This window comes from Pseudomonas sp. MWU12-2345, assembly GCF_023242385.1.
In the GTDB taxonomy this organism is placed as follows: Bacteria; Pseudomonadota; Gammaproteobacteria; order Pseudomonadales; family Pseudomonadaceae; genus Aquipseudomonas; species Aquipseudomonas gingeri_D.
Genome location: NZ_JALLJA010000003.1, coordinates 22,559 through 39,636, shown reverse-complemented (window position 1 = coordinate 39,636; position 17,078 = coordinate 22,559). Strand labels below are relative to the sequence as shown.

The window sequence follows — 17,078 nt, the reverse complement described above, 5'->3', positions numbered from 1 at the left end:
GTCGCAGCAACGGCACTTGAGCCCATGGCTGGGGACCAATATCAGGTAAGGACTCTTTATCGACAAGGAAACTCGCCATGAATCCGTCCCCCCTTGCCAAGCTGGCCTTGGCCGCACTGCTGTCCTCCCTTTCCATGACCAGCTTCGCGGCCCAGCCCGGCACCGGCCCGACCGATCCGCTCGAGAGCCCGCAGCCGCCCCTGGCACCGGGCGGCATCAACCCTGGCAACAATCCGGTGATCAACAACGGTGCCACACCACCTGGTACCGAAAGCGGTATCGACCCTCGAACCCAGGGTAATGATCCCGGGCGTCAAGGCGGCATGAACACCGACGGCAACGGCCCCGTGGGTGATGAAGCCCGCAGCAACCCCGGTGGCTCCCGCAGTTCCGGCGGCACCGAAAACAAGCTTCCAGGTCTCGGCAGCGGTTCCCCACAGAAATGACCTGAAGTGAGAAGGGCCGGTTCAAGTCCTTGAGCCGGCCCTTCTGACAGGCGCCTAGAGCTTGGCGGGTATTTGCCTCGCCAGTTGTCCCCCTCCAATGAAGAACGCCTGTTGATTGGCCACCAGTTCGGAACGCAATTCGCCCACGAGGTTGGAAATGGCCCTGGCACTGGTCAAGCGGACCGTGGAAATCCCCGTCACCAGCAAATCCACCCTACCCGAATCCGGGTCGAAGACCTTCACCGTCAGCGAGCTGTCATGGCTCACCGTGCATTGGCAACGAAGGGGTAAAAAGCCGAGTTCAATGATGTTGCGCAGTTCAAGAATGGAAATCACATCAATACGTCCCTATAGAGTGATGGAAAAGCAACCGCGCAAGGCAATCCGTGGGTTCTTGTCGGCACCAGGAGCCTCGCGCTTCTGGCGCCGGCCTTCGATAGAGGCCCTGGCAGACATCGTAGCTATTTGACGCCACTTAGTCGTCAGCACCGATCACTTTTCCTTACGTACGCCATCTCTTACACCGACTCCATCATTCCGACAGCGCCCAGGGCACTCGCTCAATTGCCCTTGTGATGGCTCATTTCCAACTTCCTCGCCATGTCCAGATGCATCTGCAACTTGGGCAGGGTCTGTATGGCGAAGGCCTTCAACTCCGGGGACGCGGAATGTTCAGCTTCATCCTTGAACAGCTGGATCGCGTCCTCATGGGCCTTGATCTGGTTGGCCACATAGGCGATATCGAAGGATTCACCTTCCTGCACCTGCAACATCAGCTTGCGCGCCCGGTCGAGGATTTCCGCCTCCGGAGCCATGGGCAGGTCGTGATGGGCGGCGATGGCCTTCAGGTCGCGGTTGGCGTCGGTGTGGTCCTTGATCATTTCCACGGCAAAGCTGTTGATGTCCGTGGACGTGGTTTTCTGGATCGCCAGGCGGCTGGTCTCGATCTCGGCGATCCCGGACGCCGAGGCCGTATCGATGAACTGCGCGGGGGTACCGGCATTGACCGGCCCGGCGAGGCTCGCGCCCAGCAGCAGGACAAGAGAGGTGAGACGTAACAGGGGGGGCTTCCGGCTCATGGGCGTTCTCCAGCACTTTAAAAAAACAGGTGGGCTGAAGGATTGGAAATAATCGGGCGGGCAAGGTTTAGAAAAAAACCGCGGGACTGACGAACGGTGATCGGCACAGCAGGTATCCTGCAGGCTTGCGCCCCCATGACCCGCTCAATTCCCAGGCAAAAAAAAGCCCGCGGGAGGGCGGGCAAGGGAAGCTTTTGAACGAGCGCGATTACTATAGACGCTGCTTGGCAAGCGAATTATGAAACATTTTTCATCTGCGCTCGGCGGCTGACAGAAAGGAACAGGCATGCTTTGGGTGGTCATGCTCGGCGGAAAACATCCCCGGGCGAAAATAGAAGTGCACGATGTGGCCTTTGTACTGGCCGACAACCTGGAGGCCACCTATCCGCAACTGCGCCAGGAGTGGTTCGGCAGCCCCGCCGGCCTGCATATCGATGCCTGGATGCAGGTCGACGGCGTCGACGGTTGGAAGGTCGAACTGAGCAACCTGGCGCCCGCCCCCGACTCACCGCGCCTGTACTTTATCAACCTGGGCGGCTACGAAGCCCGGGCCTTTGGCGAAGCGCATCATTACCTGCTGGTGGTGGCCCGCGACAAGGCCGAGGCCAAGCGCCTGGGCATGCGGCAGATGCTGGCAGGCTGGGAGCAGGCGCACACCGATGCCCTGCTGGATATCGACGACTGCCTGCCCATCGACCTGGTCGGCGGGCGTTATATCGAGCTGGTGCAGGCGCCGAATCGCGGCATTGTGCAGGGTAATGACTATATCGTCCTGCCCTGAGCATCACCTGGTCCCGATCAACGAAACTCGATGCCCGGCAGATCCATTTCGGGCACGTCGCCCAACAGGAAATCGCGAAAGGCCAGAATGCGTTCCTTGCGCAGGCTGCTTTTCAGCCAGACCAGGTAGTAAGCCTCGCCCGAGCCGACGGCAGTCCTGAACGGCAGCCCGAGCAAACCGCCACGGACATCTTCGAGGATCAGGTACAGGTCACCGATCGAAACGCCGTGCCCGCGCATGGCGGCCGAGATCCCCTGGTCCAGGGTACTGAACAGCTTGCCACGCTCCACCCTCGCCCGCCCTTCCCATCCCATACCCGCCAACCAGCGCCGCCAGTCGCGCCGGTCCGTGGACGAGTGAATCAGTTCGTGCTGCTCCAGGGTGTCGAGACTCCAGGGTCCGGCCCCCAGAAGCTGGCTCGAACAGATCGGAATCAGCCACTCATCGAAGAGCTTGCAGCACTCGACCTGGGCACCAAAACGCCCGTCACCGAGCAGAATTGCACAGTCATAGGGTTCGGTGTGGAGGTCGACGGTGTCGATATCCATCCACACGCTGGACAGTTGCACCGGCAAGTCAGGGTTCACCTGCTTGAGGTTTTCCAGCGACTGCAACAGCCAGCGCATGGTCAGGCTCGACGGCGCCTTCAGCCGTAGCTGCTCGGCATTGGCGCGAAAAGGCAGGCAGGCCTCCTCGATCACCTTGAACCCGGTTTTCAAGCCATGGGCCAGGCGTTGCCCGGCTTCGGTCAATTGCAGCTTCGGGCCATTGCGCTCGAACAGATGACAGCCGAACAGCGCCTCCAGATTGCGAATATGTCGACTGATGGCGCTCTGGGTCAGCGACAGTTCCTCGGCGGCGCGGGTAAACGAAGAGGACCGGGCCGCCACCTCGAAAGCACGCAGGGCATAGAGCGGTGGGATACGTTCGGCCATGGGCTCGCCTCACTATGATTAATAATCATAGTGAGGCACAGATTTATCCATTTTTCAAACCCGCGGCACTCCCTCAGGCTTGCCGGACTCGATTCTCCCGCGCAGGCGCTCCTCTATGAACCTCTCGTTGCTACTGCTTTACCTGCTGAGCATTTCCCTGCTGATCGTGACACCCGGCCCGGTGGTCGCGCTGCTGGTCAACACCAGCCTGGGGGCCGGCAGTGGCCGGGCGCTGCTGACGATGCTCGGCACCAATGGGGCGTCGCTGGTACTGGCGCTGCTGGCGGCGCTGATTTTAAGCGGCGGCCTTTCGCTCAACCTGCAATTGATCAATGTCGTCAGCCTGAGCGGCTGTCTGTTTATCGGTTACCTGGGAGTAAAGAGCCTTCAGGAAGCCCTCTCGACAGCTGTCGACGACGGTGTGCAAGCCAACAGGAGCGAGCGGCGCACCGGTTTCGTCAATGGCTTCCTGGTGGGTATTTCCAATCCCAAGGAGATCATCTTTTTCGTCTCCTTCTTCCCCCAATTCATCCAGGTCACGCCGTCCTTCGGCCATAGCGTGGCGTTGCTCGCGGTGCTCTGGGCGGTGATCGACCTGGCGGCCATGACCTTCTATATCCTGCTCGCCCGCCAGGCCTTTGCGGTCCGGCACAAGGCCAAGATCACCTTCGCTTCCGGCATCCTGCTGCTGATGATGGCGATATTCGGAGTGCTGTACGCCGCCCGCGCGCTGCTCTCAAGCCTGAATTGAATGGCGTGTTTTAGTCATGATTCGGTCAATGAATGATGATTAGCAGCGCGCCGCCGTTCTGCTAGGGTCTTTTACCTGGGTCAGGGAGTGCGGCGGATGAGCGAATTCGAACAACAGATCTTGTCGGTCAATGGGATCGAACTGAGCGTGCATGTGGCGGGGCCGCTTGACGGCCGGCCGGTGTGGCTTCTCCACGGCTTCCCGGAATGCTGGCATTCCTGGCGTAACCAGGTGCCGGCGCTGGTGCAGGCGGGTTATCGGGTGTTTGTCCCGGAGATGCGCGGCTACGGGCGCAGCAGTGCCCCCGCCGATGTGAACGCGTACGACCTGCTGACACTCTGCGCCGATATCCAGGCCGCCATGGATGCCTTCGGGCACACGCAAGCCTGCATCGTCGGCCACGACTGGGGCGCGCCGGTGGCCTGGCACCTGGCGTTACTGGAGCCGCAGCGGGTCAAGGCGCTGGTCACCTTGTCGGTGCCTTTTGGCGGACGCCCCAAGCGCCCGGCGACCGAACTGATGCGCGAGCACTATGCCGATCGCTTCAACTACATCCTCTATTTCCAGGAACCCGGGGTCGCCGAACAAGAACTCGATGTGGATATCGACCGGAGCTTGCGGGCGTTTATGGGCGACACCGAGGTCTTCCTGCAAACCAAGGCCGTCGATGCACGTTTGTTTGACGACGTGGCAGTGGCCACGGAGTTACCCGATTGGTGCGCGCCCGCGGATTACGAAATCTACCGGCAGACCTTTGCCGGCCAGGGCTTTCGTGGCGCGCTTAACTGGTATCGCAACTTCGAACGCAACTGGCAGCGCACGGAGTTTCTGGCAGGTTTGCAGGTCCGGCAGCCGACATTGTTCCTGATCGGCGATCGCGACCCGGTGGGTGCGCTGGAAGCCCACACCATCAAACGCATGCCGGGGCTGGTGCCGCAACTCGAACAGCAACTGATCGAGGATTGCGGGCACTGGATACAGAGTGAGAAAGCCGAGGCCGTGAATGCGGCAATGCTCGGGTTTCTTGGGCGGGTTTATGCCGAAGGGGCCGGAACAGCGAGCTGAGACAACGGGCGACTGGCAATCAGGATAAATAGCACCGACAGCAGCGCACAAAGCGCTCCCAGCAGAATCGAAGCCACGTAGCTCTGATAAAGGTCAAACAGCAGCCCCGCGACACTCCCGCCGATCAGGGCAGCGACCCCGACGGACATGTACAGGGCACCCAGAATGGCGCCCAGGTTCGCCGTGCCGAACCAGTTGGCCGCCACCGCCGGGTAGAGGGAAATGCAGCCCCCATTGGCCACGCCGAAACACGCGGCGAACAGCGCCAGCGTGGTGAAGGAATGGGCACCGAGCCACAGCAGATTGAGCAGCACCAGCGCGAAGGTCAGCAGCATCAGCAAACGCCGTGCGCCCATCCGGTCACCGAGGCTGCCCAGGAACAAGCGGCCGGCGACGTTGCCGACGCCGATAAGGCCGATCAGCAAATTGGCTTGGGTAGCGGAAATACCAAACTGGCGCGCGTAGGGATTGATGTGTACCAGCGCGAGAAACAGACCGACCGAGCCAAAGAAAATCGCCCCGAAATACCACCAGAATCGCGCCGTTCTCGCGGCTTCGGCCAAGCCCATGCCGTTGGCGGCCACATGATGCTGGGGGCTCGAGGAAGAAGGCACGAGACCATCCGGAAAAAGTCCCAGCTCCTGTGGATGACTCCTGACCAGCGAAGCCACCGGCAGACCGACCACCAGAATGGCCGCGGCAAAGATCTGCAGGGTCGACTCCCAGGAGAAATACTGCATCAGCAATCCGGCGACCGAGGGGCCGACAAAGGTCCCGACCCCGGTGCCCGCCAGCGCAATACCCGAAGCCTGGCTGCGGTTCTTCACGAACCAGCGCTGCACCGCCGTCACCGTCGGCACATACACCAGACCGACACCCAATCCGACCAGCACACAGAAGCACACCAGGAACCACTGCAAAGAGTCAGAGGCCAGGCTGCTGAGGAAAAAACCCAGCGCCAGCAGGATGATGCCAAGGCCGATCACGACCCGGGCCGAGATGCGATCGGCCAGAGAACCGGAGAAGACCCCGACCGAGTAATAGATCAGGGCCGTCAGCGAAAACACCGAGGCCACGGAAAAACGTCCCACCTCGAAGTTGGACTGGATCTGTGAGAGGAACGCCCCGAAGGAGTAGGCACCGCCAAAGATAAGGGCCAGCAACACATGCGCCGCGAACACGACGTACCATCCCGGGAATACCTTGGTTTTCATCACAGTCCGCTCTCGGATCCTGCTTATGGTTAAGCGCAACATCCATTTCAGATCCGATCATGGCTGCCGCACGCTCTTGTATATACATGAACATGCAACTTTACAGCCAACCTGTATCCGCGCGTATCAAAAACCCATAAAAAACGTAATACATTGAATTTTATATAAAAAATATAAAACCACAGACCCGGTCGGCTTTTTTCGGCCGTCGCGTTCGGAATTCTTTTGCCGCACGACGATACATTCAGTAACAGCATGTCTAGGCTTGGGACAAGGTCGCTCGGATGGGCATCATTTCTTCCCAAGGACAAGTTGCCGCACCATCAGGTTTAATCCAGACTGCCGTATCAATAGTTGTTCCACTACTTCTCGGGAAGGCAAACGTGGCATACCGGTTTTCGCTCACATCCCGAATGACGCTGCTCATTGTCATCATGTGCACAGTGCTCGTTGGCTCCGATATCTGGCGCAGTTTTACCGCTCGCTCGGTGCAACTGGGCGAAGTGACAACCGCCACCGCGAACCTTTCCCGCGCGATGGCTCAACATGCCGACGACACGTTCAAGGAAGCCGACCTGGTACTGAGCGGAGTTGTCGAGCGTGTCCAACGCGACGGCACCACCGCACCAGCACTGGAGCGCTTGCACCAGCTCTTTGTCTCGCGGCTCAGCGAACTCTCGCAACTCGATGGCCTCTATCTGTTCGACCGCAATGGCGAGTTGCTGGTCAGTTCGTTACCCGGGCCTTTGCGCAGCTACAACAACTCTGATCGTGAGTATTTCATCTTTCATCAAAATCACCCTGATCGAGGCGTACGGATATGGCCTCCGCTGCGCAGCCGCTCTACGGGAAAGTGGACGATTCCGGTGTCGCGACGCATTGACGATCCAGACGGCAGCTTTGCCGGTATCGCCGCCGCCACGATCGATATTGATTTTTTCTCGCAGTTTTATAATCGCCTCGAGATCGGGCAGGAAGGGGCCGTTGCCCTGGAATTTGACTCAGGCGTCATGGCCGTCCGGCGTCCATTCGAAGAACGCCTGATCGGCGCAGACGTGACCACTACCCGGCTTTTCCAGGAGCACAAGCTACAACCGCAAGGCGGTACCTTTTCCATTGCCTCGGCTCAGGACGGCGTGGTCCGCCTGAATAGCTATCGCAGCCTGAATGACTATCCGCTGTTCGTCGCCGCGGCCCTCTCGAAGGATGAAAACCTCGCCTCCTGGTGGTCGGATACGCTGTGGCATGCCGCGGGAGTGGGGTTGCTGGTCTGCGTGCTGATCATTTTCGGCCTGCGCCTGATTCGCCAGGTGAACCTGCAAAGCAAAACCGAAAAAGAGCTGGCCGCGAGCCTGGAAACCACCCGGGCGATCCTGGAGACAGCCGCCAACCCGATTATCACGGTCGATGGCGCGGGCAAGGTACGATCACTCAACCCAGCCGGCCAACGGGCGTTCGGCTACGACACAGAGGAAATACTCGGGCGCAATATCAGGACGCTTGTCCCGGAATCTCACCTCGCGGCGTACAACGCTTATACCGCAGAATTCTCACAGCAGAGCTTCACTGAAACCGGTAGCAGCGTGGAATTGTCCGGCTTGCGCAAGGACGGGTCGACCTTTCCACTCTACGCCTCCACCAGTGCAATGAAAGGTACCGACGAACGCTGCTTCGTCTGTGTCATGACCGATATCACCGAACAGAAGAAACACCGCAGCGATCTTGCCGCCACCCGTGACCACCTCCTGTTGGCCGCCGATATCGCCGAGCTCGGCATTTGGTCATGGAACCTGTGCGACGGTACGCTGCATTGGAATGATCGTATGTTCGAGATCTATGGCTACTCACAGGCGCTGGTCGAGAATGGCCTGAACTTCGAACATTGGCGCTCGCGTTTTCACCCGGATGACCTGGAGATCGTTATCGCCGCACTCAACGCGGTGATCGATGATCGCGAACAGCGCCTGCCATCGTTCCGGATCGTCCTGCCCGACGGGCGAGTGCGCTACCTGGAAACCCGCGTCCGGGTCGAACGTGATGCCAGCGGTACACCGACCCTCATGACCGGGATCAATCATGACGTGACGGCCCAACATGAAATGGAAGTGAGCCTGCGCCATGCCAAGGAGCAGGCCGATGCGGCGAGCGCAGCCAAATCATCCTTCCTGGCGAACATGAGCCATGAAATCCGCACGCCCATGAACGCCGTATTGGGGATGTTGCATCTGGTGCAGTTCACGCCGCTGAACCTGCGTCAGCGCGACTATGTGAGCAAGGCCCAGACAGCCGCCCAGTCGCTGCTTGGGCTGCTCAATGACATTCTCGATTATTCGAAGATCGAGGCGGGCAAGCTCCAGCTGGATCCGCATCCATTCGACTTCGAACCCTTGATGCAGGACCTGGGTGTCGTATTGGCCGGCAACCAGGGCCAGAAGGATATCGAAGTGTTGTTCGATATCGATCCGGCCCTCCCCAGTGGCCTGATCGGCGACAGCCTGCGCTTGCAGCAGGTCTTGATCAATCTCGCCGGCAACGCCCTCAAATTCACCTTGAAAGGACAGGTCATCGTCAGCCTTGAGCTCCTGGAGCGCACGGCCTCCAAGGTCCAGGTCCGAATTGCCGTAACGGACAGCGGCATCGGCATGAGCCCCGAACAGATAGAACATATCTTTGAAGGTTTCAATCAGGCCGAAGCCTCGACCTCACGCCGCTTCGGCGGCTCGGGTCTCGGCCTGGTCATCTGCAAGCGCCTGGTCAAACTGATGGGGGGCGATCTGCTGGTGGAAAGCCGCCCTGATGTGGGCAGCCGGTTCTGGTTCGATGTCTGGCTGAAGGTGGACGCAGGCGCAACGACAAGGACCCTCCCCGCCAACCATTCAATGCGGGTGCTGGTGGTCGACGACAACCCGATTGCCGCCGAGTTGCTGATGCGCACGGTGGCCGCCCTGGAATGGCAGGCCGACCTCGTCTCCTCGGGTGTCGAGGCCGTGAACAAGATAAGCAAGGCCCTCCATGAGGGAGAGCGTTATGACGTGGTCCTGATGGATTGGCGGATGCCGGATCTGAATGGCATGAGCGCGGCCAAGTTGATTCGCGAACTGAAAGGACGGCTACCGCCGCCCGTGGTCGTCATGATCACCGCCTATGGGCGCGAAGTCCTCGCCGAGAGCCATGATCGCGGCGATGCCCCTTTTGCCGGGTTCATTACCAAGCCCGTGACGCCCCGACAGCTGACCGAGGTCATTTTGCGGGCGTTGCAAGGCATCGACACACCGACTGAGACTCCAGCGCTTGAGCACAAACCTTCAAGGCGTCTTGCGGGTCTCAACTTCCTGGTGGTGGAAGACAACGCCTTGAACCGTCAGGTCATCGAGGAGCTGCTGAAATCGGAGGGCGCCTCCGTGCAATTGGCCGAAGGCGGTTTTGAGGGGGTCAACTGCGTGATAACGGGGAACACGTCCTTCGATGCCGTGCTGATGGATGTGCAGATGCCTGACATCGATGGCTACGAAGCGACCCGGAGAATTCGCGCCAACCCCCGCTTTACCACGCTGCCCATCATTGCGATTACCGCCAATGCGTCCTCTTCCGATCGGCAGGCCTGTTTGCAGGCGGGGATGAACGGGCATGTCGGCAAACCGATCGATATCGAGCATCTGGTTTCGGTGCTGCGGGCACAACTGGATGGAAAAGAGCCCCCGGCGCCAGTCGCGCGCCCTGTCGCAAATGATCCGGTCATGGAACAAGACGAACTTATTGAAGACCCTGCTTCGATCGTCAAGCGGCTGGATGGAAACCTGAACCTGATACGCAGTGTCCTGAAGATCTTTGGTGCCGAGACGGAAAAGCAACTCCAGAACCTGGACGAGCAGATAGCGCAAAAAAACCGGGTGGGCGCCGCCAGTGTATTGCATGCCATCAAGGGCAGCGCCGGCACCATGGGTGCCCTCGCGCTTTCAAGAAGAGCCGGCCAGCTTGAGCAGGCGCTGAACGCTGGCGCGGCATCGGCAGCCGACGATCCTCTGGTCAATGGCTGCAGTGCTGAACTGCGGCAATTGATGCAGGCCAGCCTTGAGCAATTGACCGTAGCGTTCGCCGAGCCCGCGGGTCCGGTTGAGCCGGCTGGAGAGGCGTTGCCTTTGACTGAATGGCGGCTGCATTTAAACGAAATACTCACGCTGCTGAATGCTTCGAACCTGCAAGCCATTGCGGCGGCGGAAGCACTTCTTGCCCAAACGCCGGCGGAACGACTGGCCCGATTCAATCCGTTTATCAAACAGGTCAGGGCATTGGACTTTACGGCCGCAGCACTGAGTGCCTATGAAATGCTGGAGCAAGCCTGACCATGGAGCAAACTCTCGAAGATTGGCTACTTCACACAAACCGACGTCCCAAGATTCTGATTGCGGACGATCAGCCCAGCAATATCCGGGTGCTGTACGAGCTGTTTTCCGCACAGTGCGACATCTTCATGGCGGCCAACGGCGAGCAGGCGCTGAAAATATGCCAGGCCGAGTTGCCGGACCTGATTCTGCTCGACGTGGTGATGGAGGATATCGATGGCCACGAGGTGTGCCGCCGACTCAAGGCCGATCCGCTGACGAGCACGATACCGATCATCTTCATAACCGCGCAGAACCAGGCCGCGGATGAAGTCATTGCACTGGGGCTCGGGGCGGTCGACTTTATTGTAAAACCCATCAACTCGGTGATCGTCCGCGCCCGGGTCCAAACTCACCTGACCTTGAAATTGCAGGGTGACTTGTTGCGTGCGCACGCCTTTCTGGATGGCTTGACCGGTGTGGGCAATCGACGCAAGTTCGACGACGACTTGCTCACCAACTGGCGCCAGTGCTTGCGCGACAAGGTGCCCATCTCCCTTATCTTGCTGGATATCGACTACTTCAAGCGTTACAACGACCGCTATGGCCATCAGAGTGGGGACAGCTGCCTGAAGTTGGTCGCCAAGACGCTTTGCGAGTCGCTCCGGCGTCCCCATGACAAGGTGGCGAGGTATGGCGGCGAGGAGTTCGCCTGCATTCTGCCAAAAACGAAACGTGAAGACGCGGTCAGGATCGCCGAGAGCATGCTGGGGCGTATTCGGGCGCTGAATACCGAGCATCTCGACTCGGAGGTTGCTCGCGTGATCACGGCTTCCTCGGGGGTGGCGACGCTGCTGCCCTGCCTCGGCGGCGGTCCGGAGGCGCTGTTGGCGGCGGCGGATGTGCAGCTTTATGAGGCGAAGCGTGGCGGCCGGGCACGGGTTTGTGCGGCTGGAGATGAGTGACGGGCGGCCTTTCGGTCACCCGCGCCACCTTGCTCCGTCAGACCTTGAAATGGCTGACCATCATCTGCAACTGATTGCCCAAGCGTGCCAGCTCGACGCTGGAGGCGGCGGTTTCGTCGCTGGCGGCGGCGGTCTGCTCGGAAATGTCGCGTACGTTGATGATGCTGCGACTGATCTCGTCGGCCACGGTGCTTTGTTGCTCGGCGGAGGCGGCGATCTGCTGGTTCATCGACTGGATGTCAGACACTGTGCGGGTGATATTTCCCAGTGAGACACCGGCCTTGCGCGTCAGCGCAACGCTGTTATCGGTCAGGCTACGGCTGTTGCTCATGACGTTGGCCACCTGCTGGGTACCGCTCTGCAAGCCGGCGACCAGGCCTTCGATTTCCTCGGTAGACTTCTGGGTGCGCTGGGCCAGGCTGCGAACTTCGTCGGCGACCACGGCAAAACCACGACCGGCCTCACCGGCACGGGCGGCTTCGATGGCGGCATTGAGCGCCAACAGGTTGGTCTGCTCGGCCACGGCCTTGATCACATCCATGACGCTACCGATCTTGTTGCTTTCCTGCTGCAGGAGGGTCATGGCCTCGGTGGAGCGCAGCACTTCCGCCGCCAGGCGCTCGATCTGCGCGATGGCCTCGGCAACCACCTTGTCACCTTCACGGGCCTGGCCGTCGGCATCCGCGGCGGCTTGCGAGGCTTGTTCGGCGTTGCGCGCGACAGCCTGCACGGTGGTGCTCATTTCGTGCATGGCGGTGGCGACCTGATCGGTCTCGACCTTCTGACTGTTAACCCCGACGCTGGTCTGTTCGGTCACGGCCGACAGTTCCTCGGCGGCACTGGCGATCTGCGTGACACCATCGCGAATACCGCTGATCAGGTTGCGCAGGGTCTCGCCCATGAGCTGGATGCCTTGTTGCAGCGTGCCCAGTTCATCACGGCGAGTGACCACCTGGTTGTGAGTGAGGTCGCCACCGGCAATGCGCTCGACGACGCCGAGGGTTTCGCGGATCGGTCGGGTAATCTGGCGGGTGATGATGACCGCGGCCAGGATGCCGAACAGCAAGCTCAACAGGGTGCTGCCCAATTGCATCATGCGCGTCTGGCTGACCTCGCTATCGCGGCTGTCCACCTGCCCCTGGTAAAGGGCCTCGCTGCGAGCCGATATCTCCACCACTTGGTCGGCCAGTTCCTTGCCCGTCTGGGTAACGACATCATTGGCCGTTTTGTAGCCCAGAAAGGCGGTTCGGTAATTGCCCAGGGCGGTTTCCAGCTGGCGCAATGCATCCGGCAGGGGCGAGCCGAAATGTTCGCCAAGCTGTTTCAGGCTGCCAATGGCTCCATTTAATTGGTTGATGGCCTTCTGCTCGGTATCCGCGTTAGCCCCGGCAATGTAACCGCGTACTTCGAAACGGCTGAGCAGGAACTGCTCCCTGGTCTGGGCGACGGCCTGGAAGCGTTCGATACGCTCTGCGTCGCCTGGAGGCATTTGCAGCACGCCACTACTGACCGCATCGATCAGTTTCAAGGCCGCCGCGCCGTTATCACTGAAGGTTTGTCGGGCACTGTTGCGGGCGCGATAGGCGTCATGCATTTTATTCAGGGACTGCTGGAATTTGCCGATAATGACTGCCTGTTCTCCAAGCAGTTTCACAAAATCCGGGTTCTTGAACGTCTGGGTCAGTTTTTGATCCTGGGCACTGAATGCGTCCAGGGCGGACTGCACGTTCTGTGCCGCTGCTTCATCGCCATTGCTCAGCATGTACTGCAGGCGAGCCACGCGCACCTTGTTCAGCAAGGTATTTAACAAGGTGATATCGCCCATCCGATCACTGCGCCAGATCAACTTGTCCAGGCTGGTCCAGCTGGTCAGGGCAAGGACAGTGGTCAGTGCCAGTACCAGGCCGAAGCCCAGGGCCAGCTTGAGGTTGACGCTGATATTGCCGAACCATTTGTTCATTCAATCCTCCACAATGCATGCGGTTTTTGGTTTTCGGGGCAACAGAGAGCTGTCCCCGGGGACCACCGGTGATCTTTCCATGGCAGGTACAGGCGCGATATGGCTTCGAAGGAACGTTTTTATTGGTTTTTTCTCGATGTTATCCACAGCTGTTTGATGGCAATAAGAACAGCCGTTACTTTCCTCGACATATCCATACGGATGGAATGGCTGAGGCGAGTTATTCGGGGTTCTCGGAAACCGCTCTTGGATAGATCGAGAGCAAGGCAAGCCCCGCTGGGATAGGGGCTTTTGCTCAGGATACTCAGAACCGGAGCCGGATGATAGCGCTAGGCCACTATCACCAAAAAGGTTTCACGCGAATCAGGGATCCCGGAGTCAGTCAGCGAGTCCGCCGGTTGGCTACAGGCCATTGCGCTCCTGCAACTCCCCCTCGTCCAGCATATGGCACAGCACACCCTGGCATCGCTGCTGACCAGCGGAGAGTGCGTGGTGAGAGCTTTAAAGGCTCGTCCATGACTGGACCTGAACCTGTTGATCTGTCCCCCAATCAAAACAACGCCTTTTCTTACAGAATCCAGCTCCATTTCCCCTCTTGCCCAGTTATGCATCAGGCGTTAAGGTTCATTCATCGCTGCACATTCAGCGATACAGGATTGGCGTCCTGTGAATACGAGGCGGCCCTAGATAACCGCTTACAGCGGTTTTTTTGTGTCCGCAGCATAGCTCCCCCGTTATGGGTGGAGCTGTGCGTGGGCATCTTCGGATGCACCGGTTCTCGTATCCGGCACGCCAACCCGCACGGCTCCGCCCACCCGAATTGGCGTTCGGGTGGCGGTATCAACACCGCTTATACGAGAGTTACATCATGACCGAGCACTTCGAACCCACTCGTTTCACCCGCCATAACCGTTTTATCCATGCACTGATACTGGAATCACAAGCCTGGTTCAGCCTGACCGACCTTGGTCGCCTGATGGGCCGCCCACTGGACGAGCGCCTGGCTCGCAAGCTCGACAGCGATCAGCGCCGCGTGCTCTGGCTGAACTACCACGGAAAAATCCAGGAAACCCTGATGGTCAGTGAGTCGGGCGTCTACGCCTTGATGGTTCACCATCACATCCCGGAAAACCAGAGTCTGCGGCAATGGCTGACGCATGAAGTCATTCCTGCATTGAGAAATATCCAGACAAGCATCCCCGATCAAGGTCCTAGCCTTAGTTCGCTACACTGGGCAGGTCATGCGGTCAGTCTGCTGCATTGGCAGAACGAGGCGTGGGTCAGGTGGCGAGATATGCCAGGGCTAATACAGCCGACGGAAAAAATGCCGGTCTAACCGACCCGGAAACTAAGCCGCATCACCACAGAAAAATGATGGTGCGGCTCACTCAAAAAAGCAGCCTTTTGAGATAGCGCACTAGCATGGGGTGCTAGGGGTCGAGTTGTCCCTTGATGACCCGCGTCGGGGTGACGGGTTTAGCTAGCGAGAGGGATGGGTGACGGTGCAACAGGATTGGATCAGAGATCCCAGGGCCGCCTCGCACCTGAATACCGTTCAGACCTTAATTCAACAGTCAGTTGACATCATCATTACGATGCCAAAAGATGACAAAGCAGCGATGACTGCTGCAAGGAAATGCCAATGGCAATCAAAAGTGACACCTTCAGCCGCGTTGAGCTGAGTGATAACGACGCTGTGCGTTTTGTTCAACACATGCGTGAAGACAAGCCCAACGCACAAGCCAAAGCCTCGTATGCACGCGGCCGTACTCTCCTGAACCAGGTTTTCAGTAGCCAAGCTGCACGCGCTCGCTGACCTGAGTAAACGCCGATGCAGCCAGGTCTTGATTACTTCATAGAAAAGCTTGATCCGCTTCACCAACCGAACAAATTCTCTATAGGCCCAGACGAAGATCTGCGCCCCCTGAAGTCGTTCATCCAAGGTAACGCCATGGAATATCAGGCGGCGAACGTAGCCGTCACCTATGTGGCGGCGCTACCTCCTGCCGATCCTAAAGCGCGGCCCCGGGTGATTGGATATGTAACTCTGACCTGCAGCGAAATTGAGCTGCATGACACCTATGCCCTGGATGACTGCGAGCACGCCAATCGCTATTCGTCCATGCCAGCACTGAAGATCGCTCGGCTTGCAAGCCATGCTGAATATGCGGGTAAAAAAATAGGCACGGTACTGATGGAGTTTGCCATTGCCATGGCGGCAGACTTCGTCGCCCAGCATGTCGGGTGCAGGTTCCTGGTCACTGACTCCAAGGCAAAATCAGTCTCGTTCTACGAAAAGGTGGGCCTAACGCTTCTGGACACCGAGGAAAATCGAGCTCGCAAAGAGCCGGTTATGTTCCTGGACCTGAATAAGCTTGTACTGGATCAAGGTCCTGGGCCAGATGAGCCCCTGTCAGCAAAAAAACAAACAGAAGCCGTCCAGCGCAAGGCCATCGTATAACGCCGTTGCCTATCCATCGTAAAACAGGTGGGTTGCGAGAGGTACAGCAGACATGCACGATGCTATCGCGCAGTACGTTGAGCACGAGGAAAACGTGAAGCGTTCCGACAGGACACGCTGAAGGCATGGGCAGTGTTTCAAGCCAACGACCTGCACACGACGACTGGTGAAGTCGAGAAGTGGCTTTCAAGTTGGGGCACTGAAAATGAATTGCCTGCGCCTGTATGCCACAAGTGATATTCGCTGCTGCCCTTGGTTGCTGGAGTTCTTGCGTCCGTAGAACACCGACGCCACCAGTCGGGCAAGTGCCACAATCAGCTAGCAGCTACAAACCCGAGTCTTATGTTCATATTTCCAGCCTCGGCACGCCAGCCCCAAATGCTTGGGAATCAGCGCGGAACCCTGTGATGGTCTGGAGTGTAAACCCCAGCGCCACCGCCGCCGCAGATAGCGAAGGTTGTTGTTGACGAGCCAACGCTTGAAATCCTTCGCTAACGTTACTCACCCGCTTGTTCAAGCGCCAGTCGATGCAAGGTCATAGCTGGCAGTTCAAGATCGTCCCCCCAGTTCACATCAAAGCCCCATTTTCCCACCTCGGCTTTTTCAAACAACGCAAGATCTTCCAGAGGTTTGAGTACAGGGAATGCACGAATATGCGCCACCAAGTCAATGGTATGGCGCTTGCCGTTGCTCCAGTCGACAGCCAAAGCCAGTTTGCCAGCGACAGGATGCACAGCTGTGATACGAAACTTGCTGATCATTTTTAAGTCCTCCGGTTCTGCTCGCTCCACGCACGCTATAGCTCAGCGGTGTTAGCTCTTGCCCACAACAGGGCAGCTGAAAAACCCAGTGAATACGGAGCTTTCAGCGATCCCCTCACCCACAAAGTACTAAATTATCTCTTTCCGGTGGCGTTCCTGAAAATTGGAACGCACGTGATCAAGCGAGGGGATACCACTCCAGCCACACCACCACCTTTGCGTTTTACTGACCTTTGCAGGGACTACACCAGCATTTGCGACCAATGCGGCAAGTGGCGCGCCCAGGGCAATCATCTGAAATGCAGCCGGCGGCGCCAGTTGCATAACGCCCATCTGCG

General features: G+C 58.7%; 15 protein-coding genes. 9 read left to right on the top strand and 6 right to left on the bottom strand.

Features of this window, described 5'->3' with window-relative positions; all coding sequences use genetic code 11:
• The first annotated feature begins 77 nt into the window (after window positions 1-77).
• Window positions 78-446, top strand: coding sequence for a hypothetical protein (locus tag M5C71_RS08620; RefSeq protein WP_248745661.1), 369 nt, complete (start codon window positions 78-80; stop codon window positions 444-446).
• Window positions 447-500: 54 nt separating this feature from the next.
• Here the strand turns inward: M5C71_RS08620 and M5C71_RS08615 are convergent, their stop codons facing one another.
• Window positions 501-782: a DUF1652 domain-containing protein gene (locus tag M5C71_RS08615; RefSeq protein ID WP_177101601.1), complete on the bottom strand. Its 282-nt coding sequence runs from the start codon at window positions 780-782 to the stop codon at window positions 501-503.
• Between the two features lie 224 nt (window positions 783-1,006).
• Window positions 1,007-1,525 (bottom strand): DUF4142 domain-containing protein, encoded by a 519-nt coding sequence (locus M5C71_RS08610; RefSeq protein ID WP_248767632.1) that lies wholly within the window; start codon window positions 1,523-1,525, stop codon window positions 1,007-1,009.
• Between the two features lie 286 nt (window positions 1,526-1,811).
• Here M5C71_RS08610 and M5C71_RS08605 point away from each other — a divergent pair, with 286 nt between their 5' ends.
• Entirely contained in the window at window positions 1,812-2,306 is a 495-nt protein-coding gene (locus M5C71_RS08605; protein WP_248767631.1) for a DUF1543 domain-containing protein, read from the top strand.
• Between the two features lie 17 nt (window positions 2,307-2,323).
• On the opposite strand, the gene M5C71_RS08600 is transcribed toward M5C71_RS08605, so the two are convergent.
• Entirely contained in the window at window positions 2,324-3,241 is a 918-nt protein-coding gene (locus M5C71_RS08600; protein WP_248767630.1) for a LysR substrate-binding domain-containing protein, read from the bottom strand.
• 115 nt (window positions 3,242-3,356) lie between these two features.
• Here M5C71_RS08600 and M5C71_RS08595 point away from each other — a divergent pair, with 115 nt between their 5' ends.
• Window positions 3,357-3,992: a LysE family translocator gene (locus M5C71_RS08595; protein WP_152737059.1), complete on the top strand. Its 636-nt coding sequence runs from the start codon at window positions 3,357-3,359 to the stop codon at window positions 3,990-3,992.
• Between the two features lie 96 nt (window positions 3,993-4,088).
• Complete coding sequence (locus M5C71_RS08590; protein WP_248767629.1) at window positions 4,089-5,057, top strand: alpha/beta hydrolase; 969 nt, start codon at window positions 4,089-4,091, stop codon at window positions 5,055-5,057.
• Here the strand turns inward: M5C71_RS08590 and M5C71_RS08585 are convergent.
• Window positions 5,027-6,271 (bottom strand): MFS transporter, encoded by a 1,245-nt coding sequence (locus M5C71_RS08585; RefSeq protein ID WP_248767628.1) that lies wholly within the window; start codon window positions 6,269-6,271, stop codon window positions 5,027-5,029. The two genes, M5C71_RS08590 and M5C71_RS08585, sit on opposite strands and share 31 nt — an antisense overlap.
• Before the next feature lie 284 nt (window positions 6,272-6,555).
• On the opposite strand from M5C71_RS08585, the gene M5C71_RS08580 reads away from it, so the two are divergent.
• The gene (locus tag M5C71_RS08580; RefSeq protein ID WP_248767627.1) at window positions 6,556-10,614 is read left to right on the top strand and encodes a response regulator; all 4,059 of its coding nucleotides are present in this window, start codon (window positions 6,556-6,558) and stop codon (window positions 10,612-10,614) included.
• A gap of 2 nt (window positions 10,615-10,616) precedes the next feature.
• On the top strand, window positions 10,617-11,558 hold the full coding sequence (locus M5C71_RS08575; protein ID WP_248767626.1) for a diguanylate cyclase: 942 nt from the start codon (window positions 10,617-10,619) through the stop codon (window positions 11,556-11,558).
• Window positions 11,559-11,595: 37 nt separating this feature from the next.
• Here the strand turns inward: M5C71_RS08575 and M5C71_RS08570 are convergent, their stop codons facing one another.
• Complete coding sequence (locus M5C71_RS08570; protein ID WP_248767625.1) at window positions 11,596-13,518, bottom strand: methyl-accepting chemotaxis protein; 1,923 nt, start codon at window positions 13,516-13,518, stop codon at window positions 11,596-11,598.
• 868 nt (window positions 13,519-14,386) lie between these two features.
• Here M5C71_RS08570 and M5C71_RS08565 point away from each other — a divergent pair.
• The 3 genes from M5C71_RS08565 (at window position 14,387) to M5C71_RS08555 (ending at window position 15,979) form a co-directional block, all read left to right on the top strand.
• Window positions 14,387-14,854 carry a Bro-N domain-containing protein gene (locus M5C71_RS08565; protein ID WP_248767624.1) on the top strand — a complete coding sequence of 156 codons (468 nt, stop codon included), beginning with the start codon at window positions 14,387-14,389 and terminating at the stop codon, window positions 14,852-14,854.
• Window positions 14,855-15,160: 306 nt separating this feature from the next.
• Window positions 15,161-15,334: a hypothetical protein gene (locus M5C71_RS08560; RefSeq protein WP_248745672.1), complete on the top strand. Its 174-nt coding sequence runs from the start codon at window positions 15,161-15,163 to the stop codon at window positions 15,332-15,334.
• Window positions 15,335-15,349: 15 nt separating this feature from the next.
• Complete coding sequence (locus tag M5C71_RS08555; RefSeq protein ID WP_248767623.1) at window positions 15,350-15,979, top strand: GNAT family N-acetyltransferase; 630 nt, start codon at window positions 15,350-15,352, stop codon at window positions 15,977-15,979.
• Window positions 15,980-16,476: 497 nt separating this feature from the next.
• Here the strand turns inward: M5C71_RS08555 and M5C71_RS08550 are convergent, their stop codons facing one another.
• Window positions 16,477-16,740 (bottom strand): DUF2442 domain-containing protein, encoded by a 264-nt coding sequence (locus tag M5C71_RS08550; RefSeq protein ID WP_248767622.1) that lies wholly within the window; start codon window positions 16,738-16,740, stop codon window positions 16,477-16,479.
• Window positions 16,741-17,078: the final 338 nt, after the last annotated feature.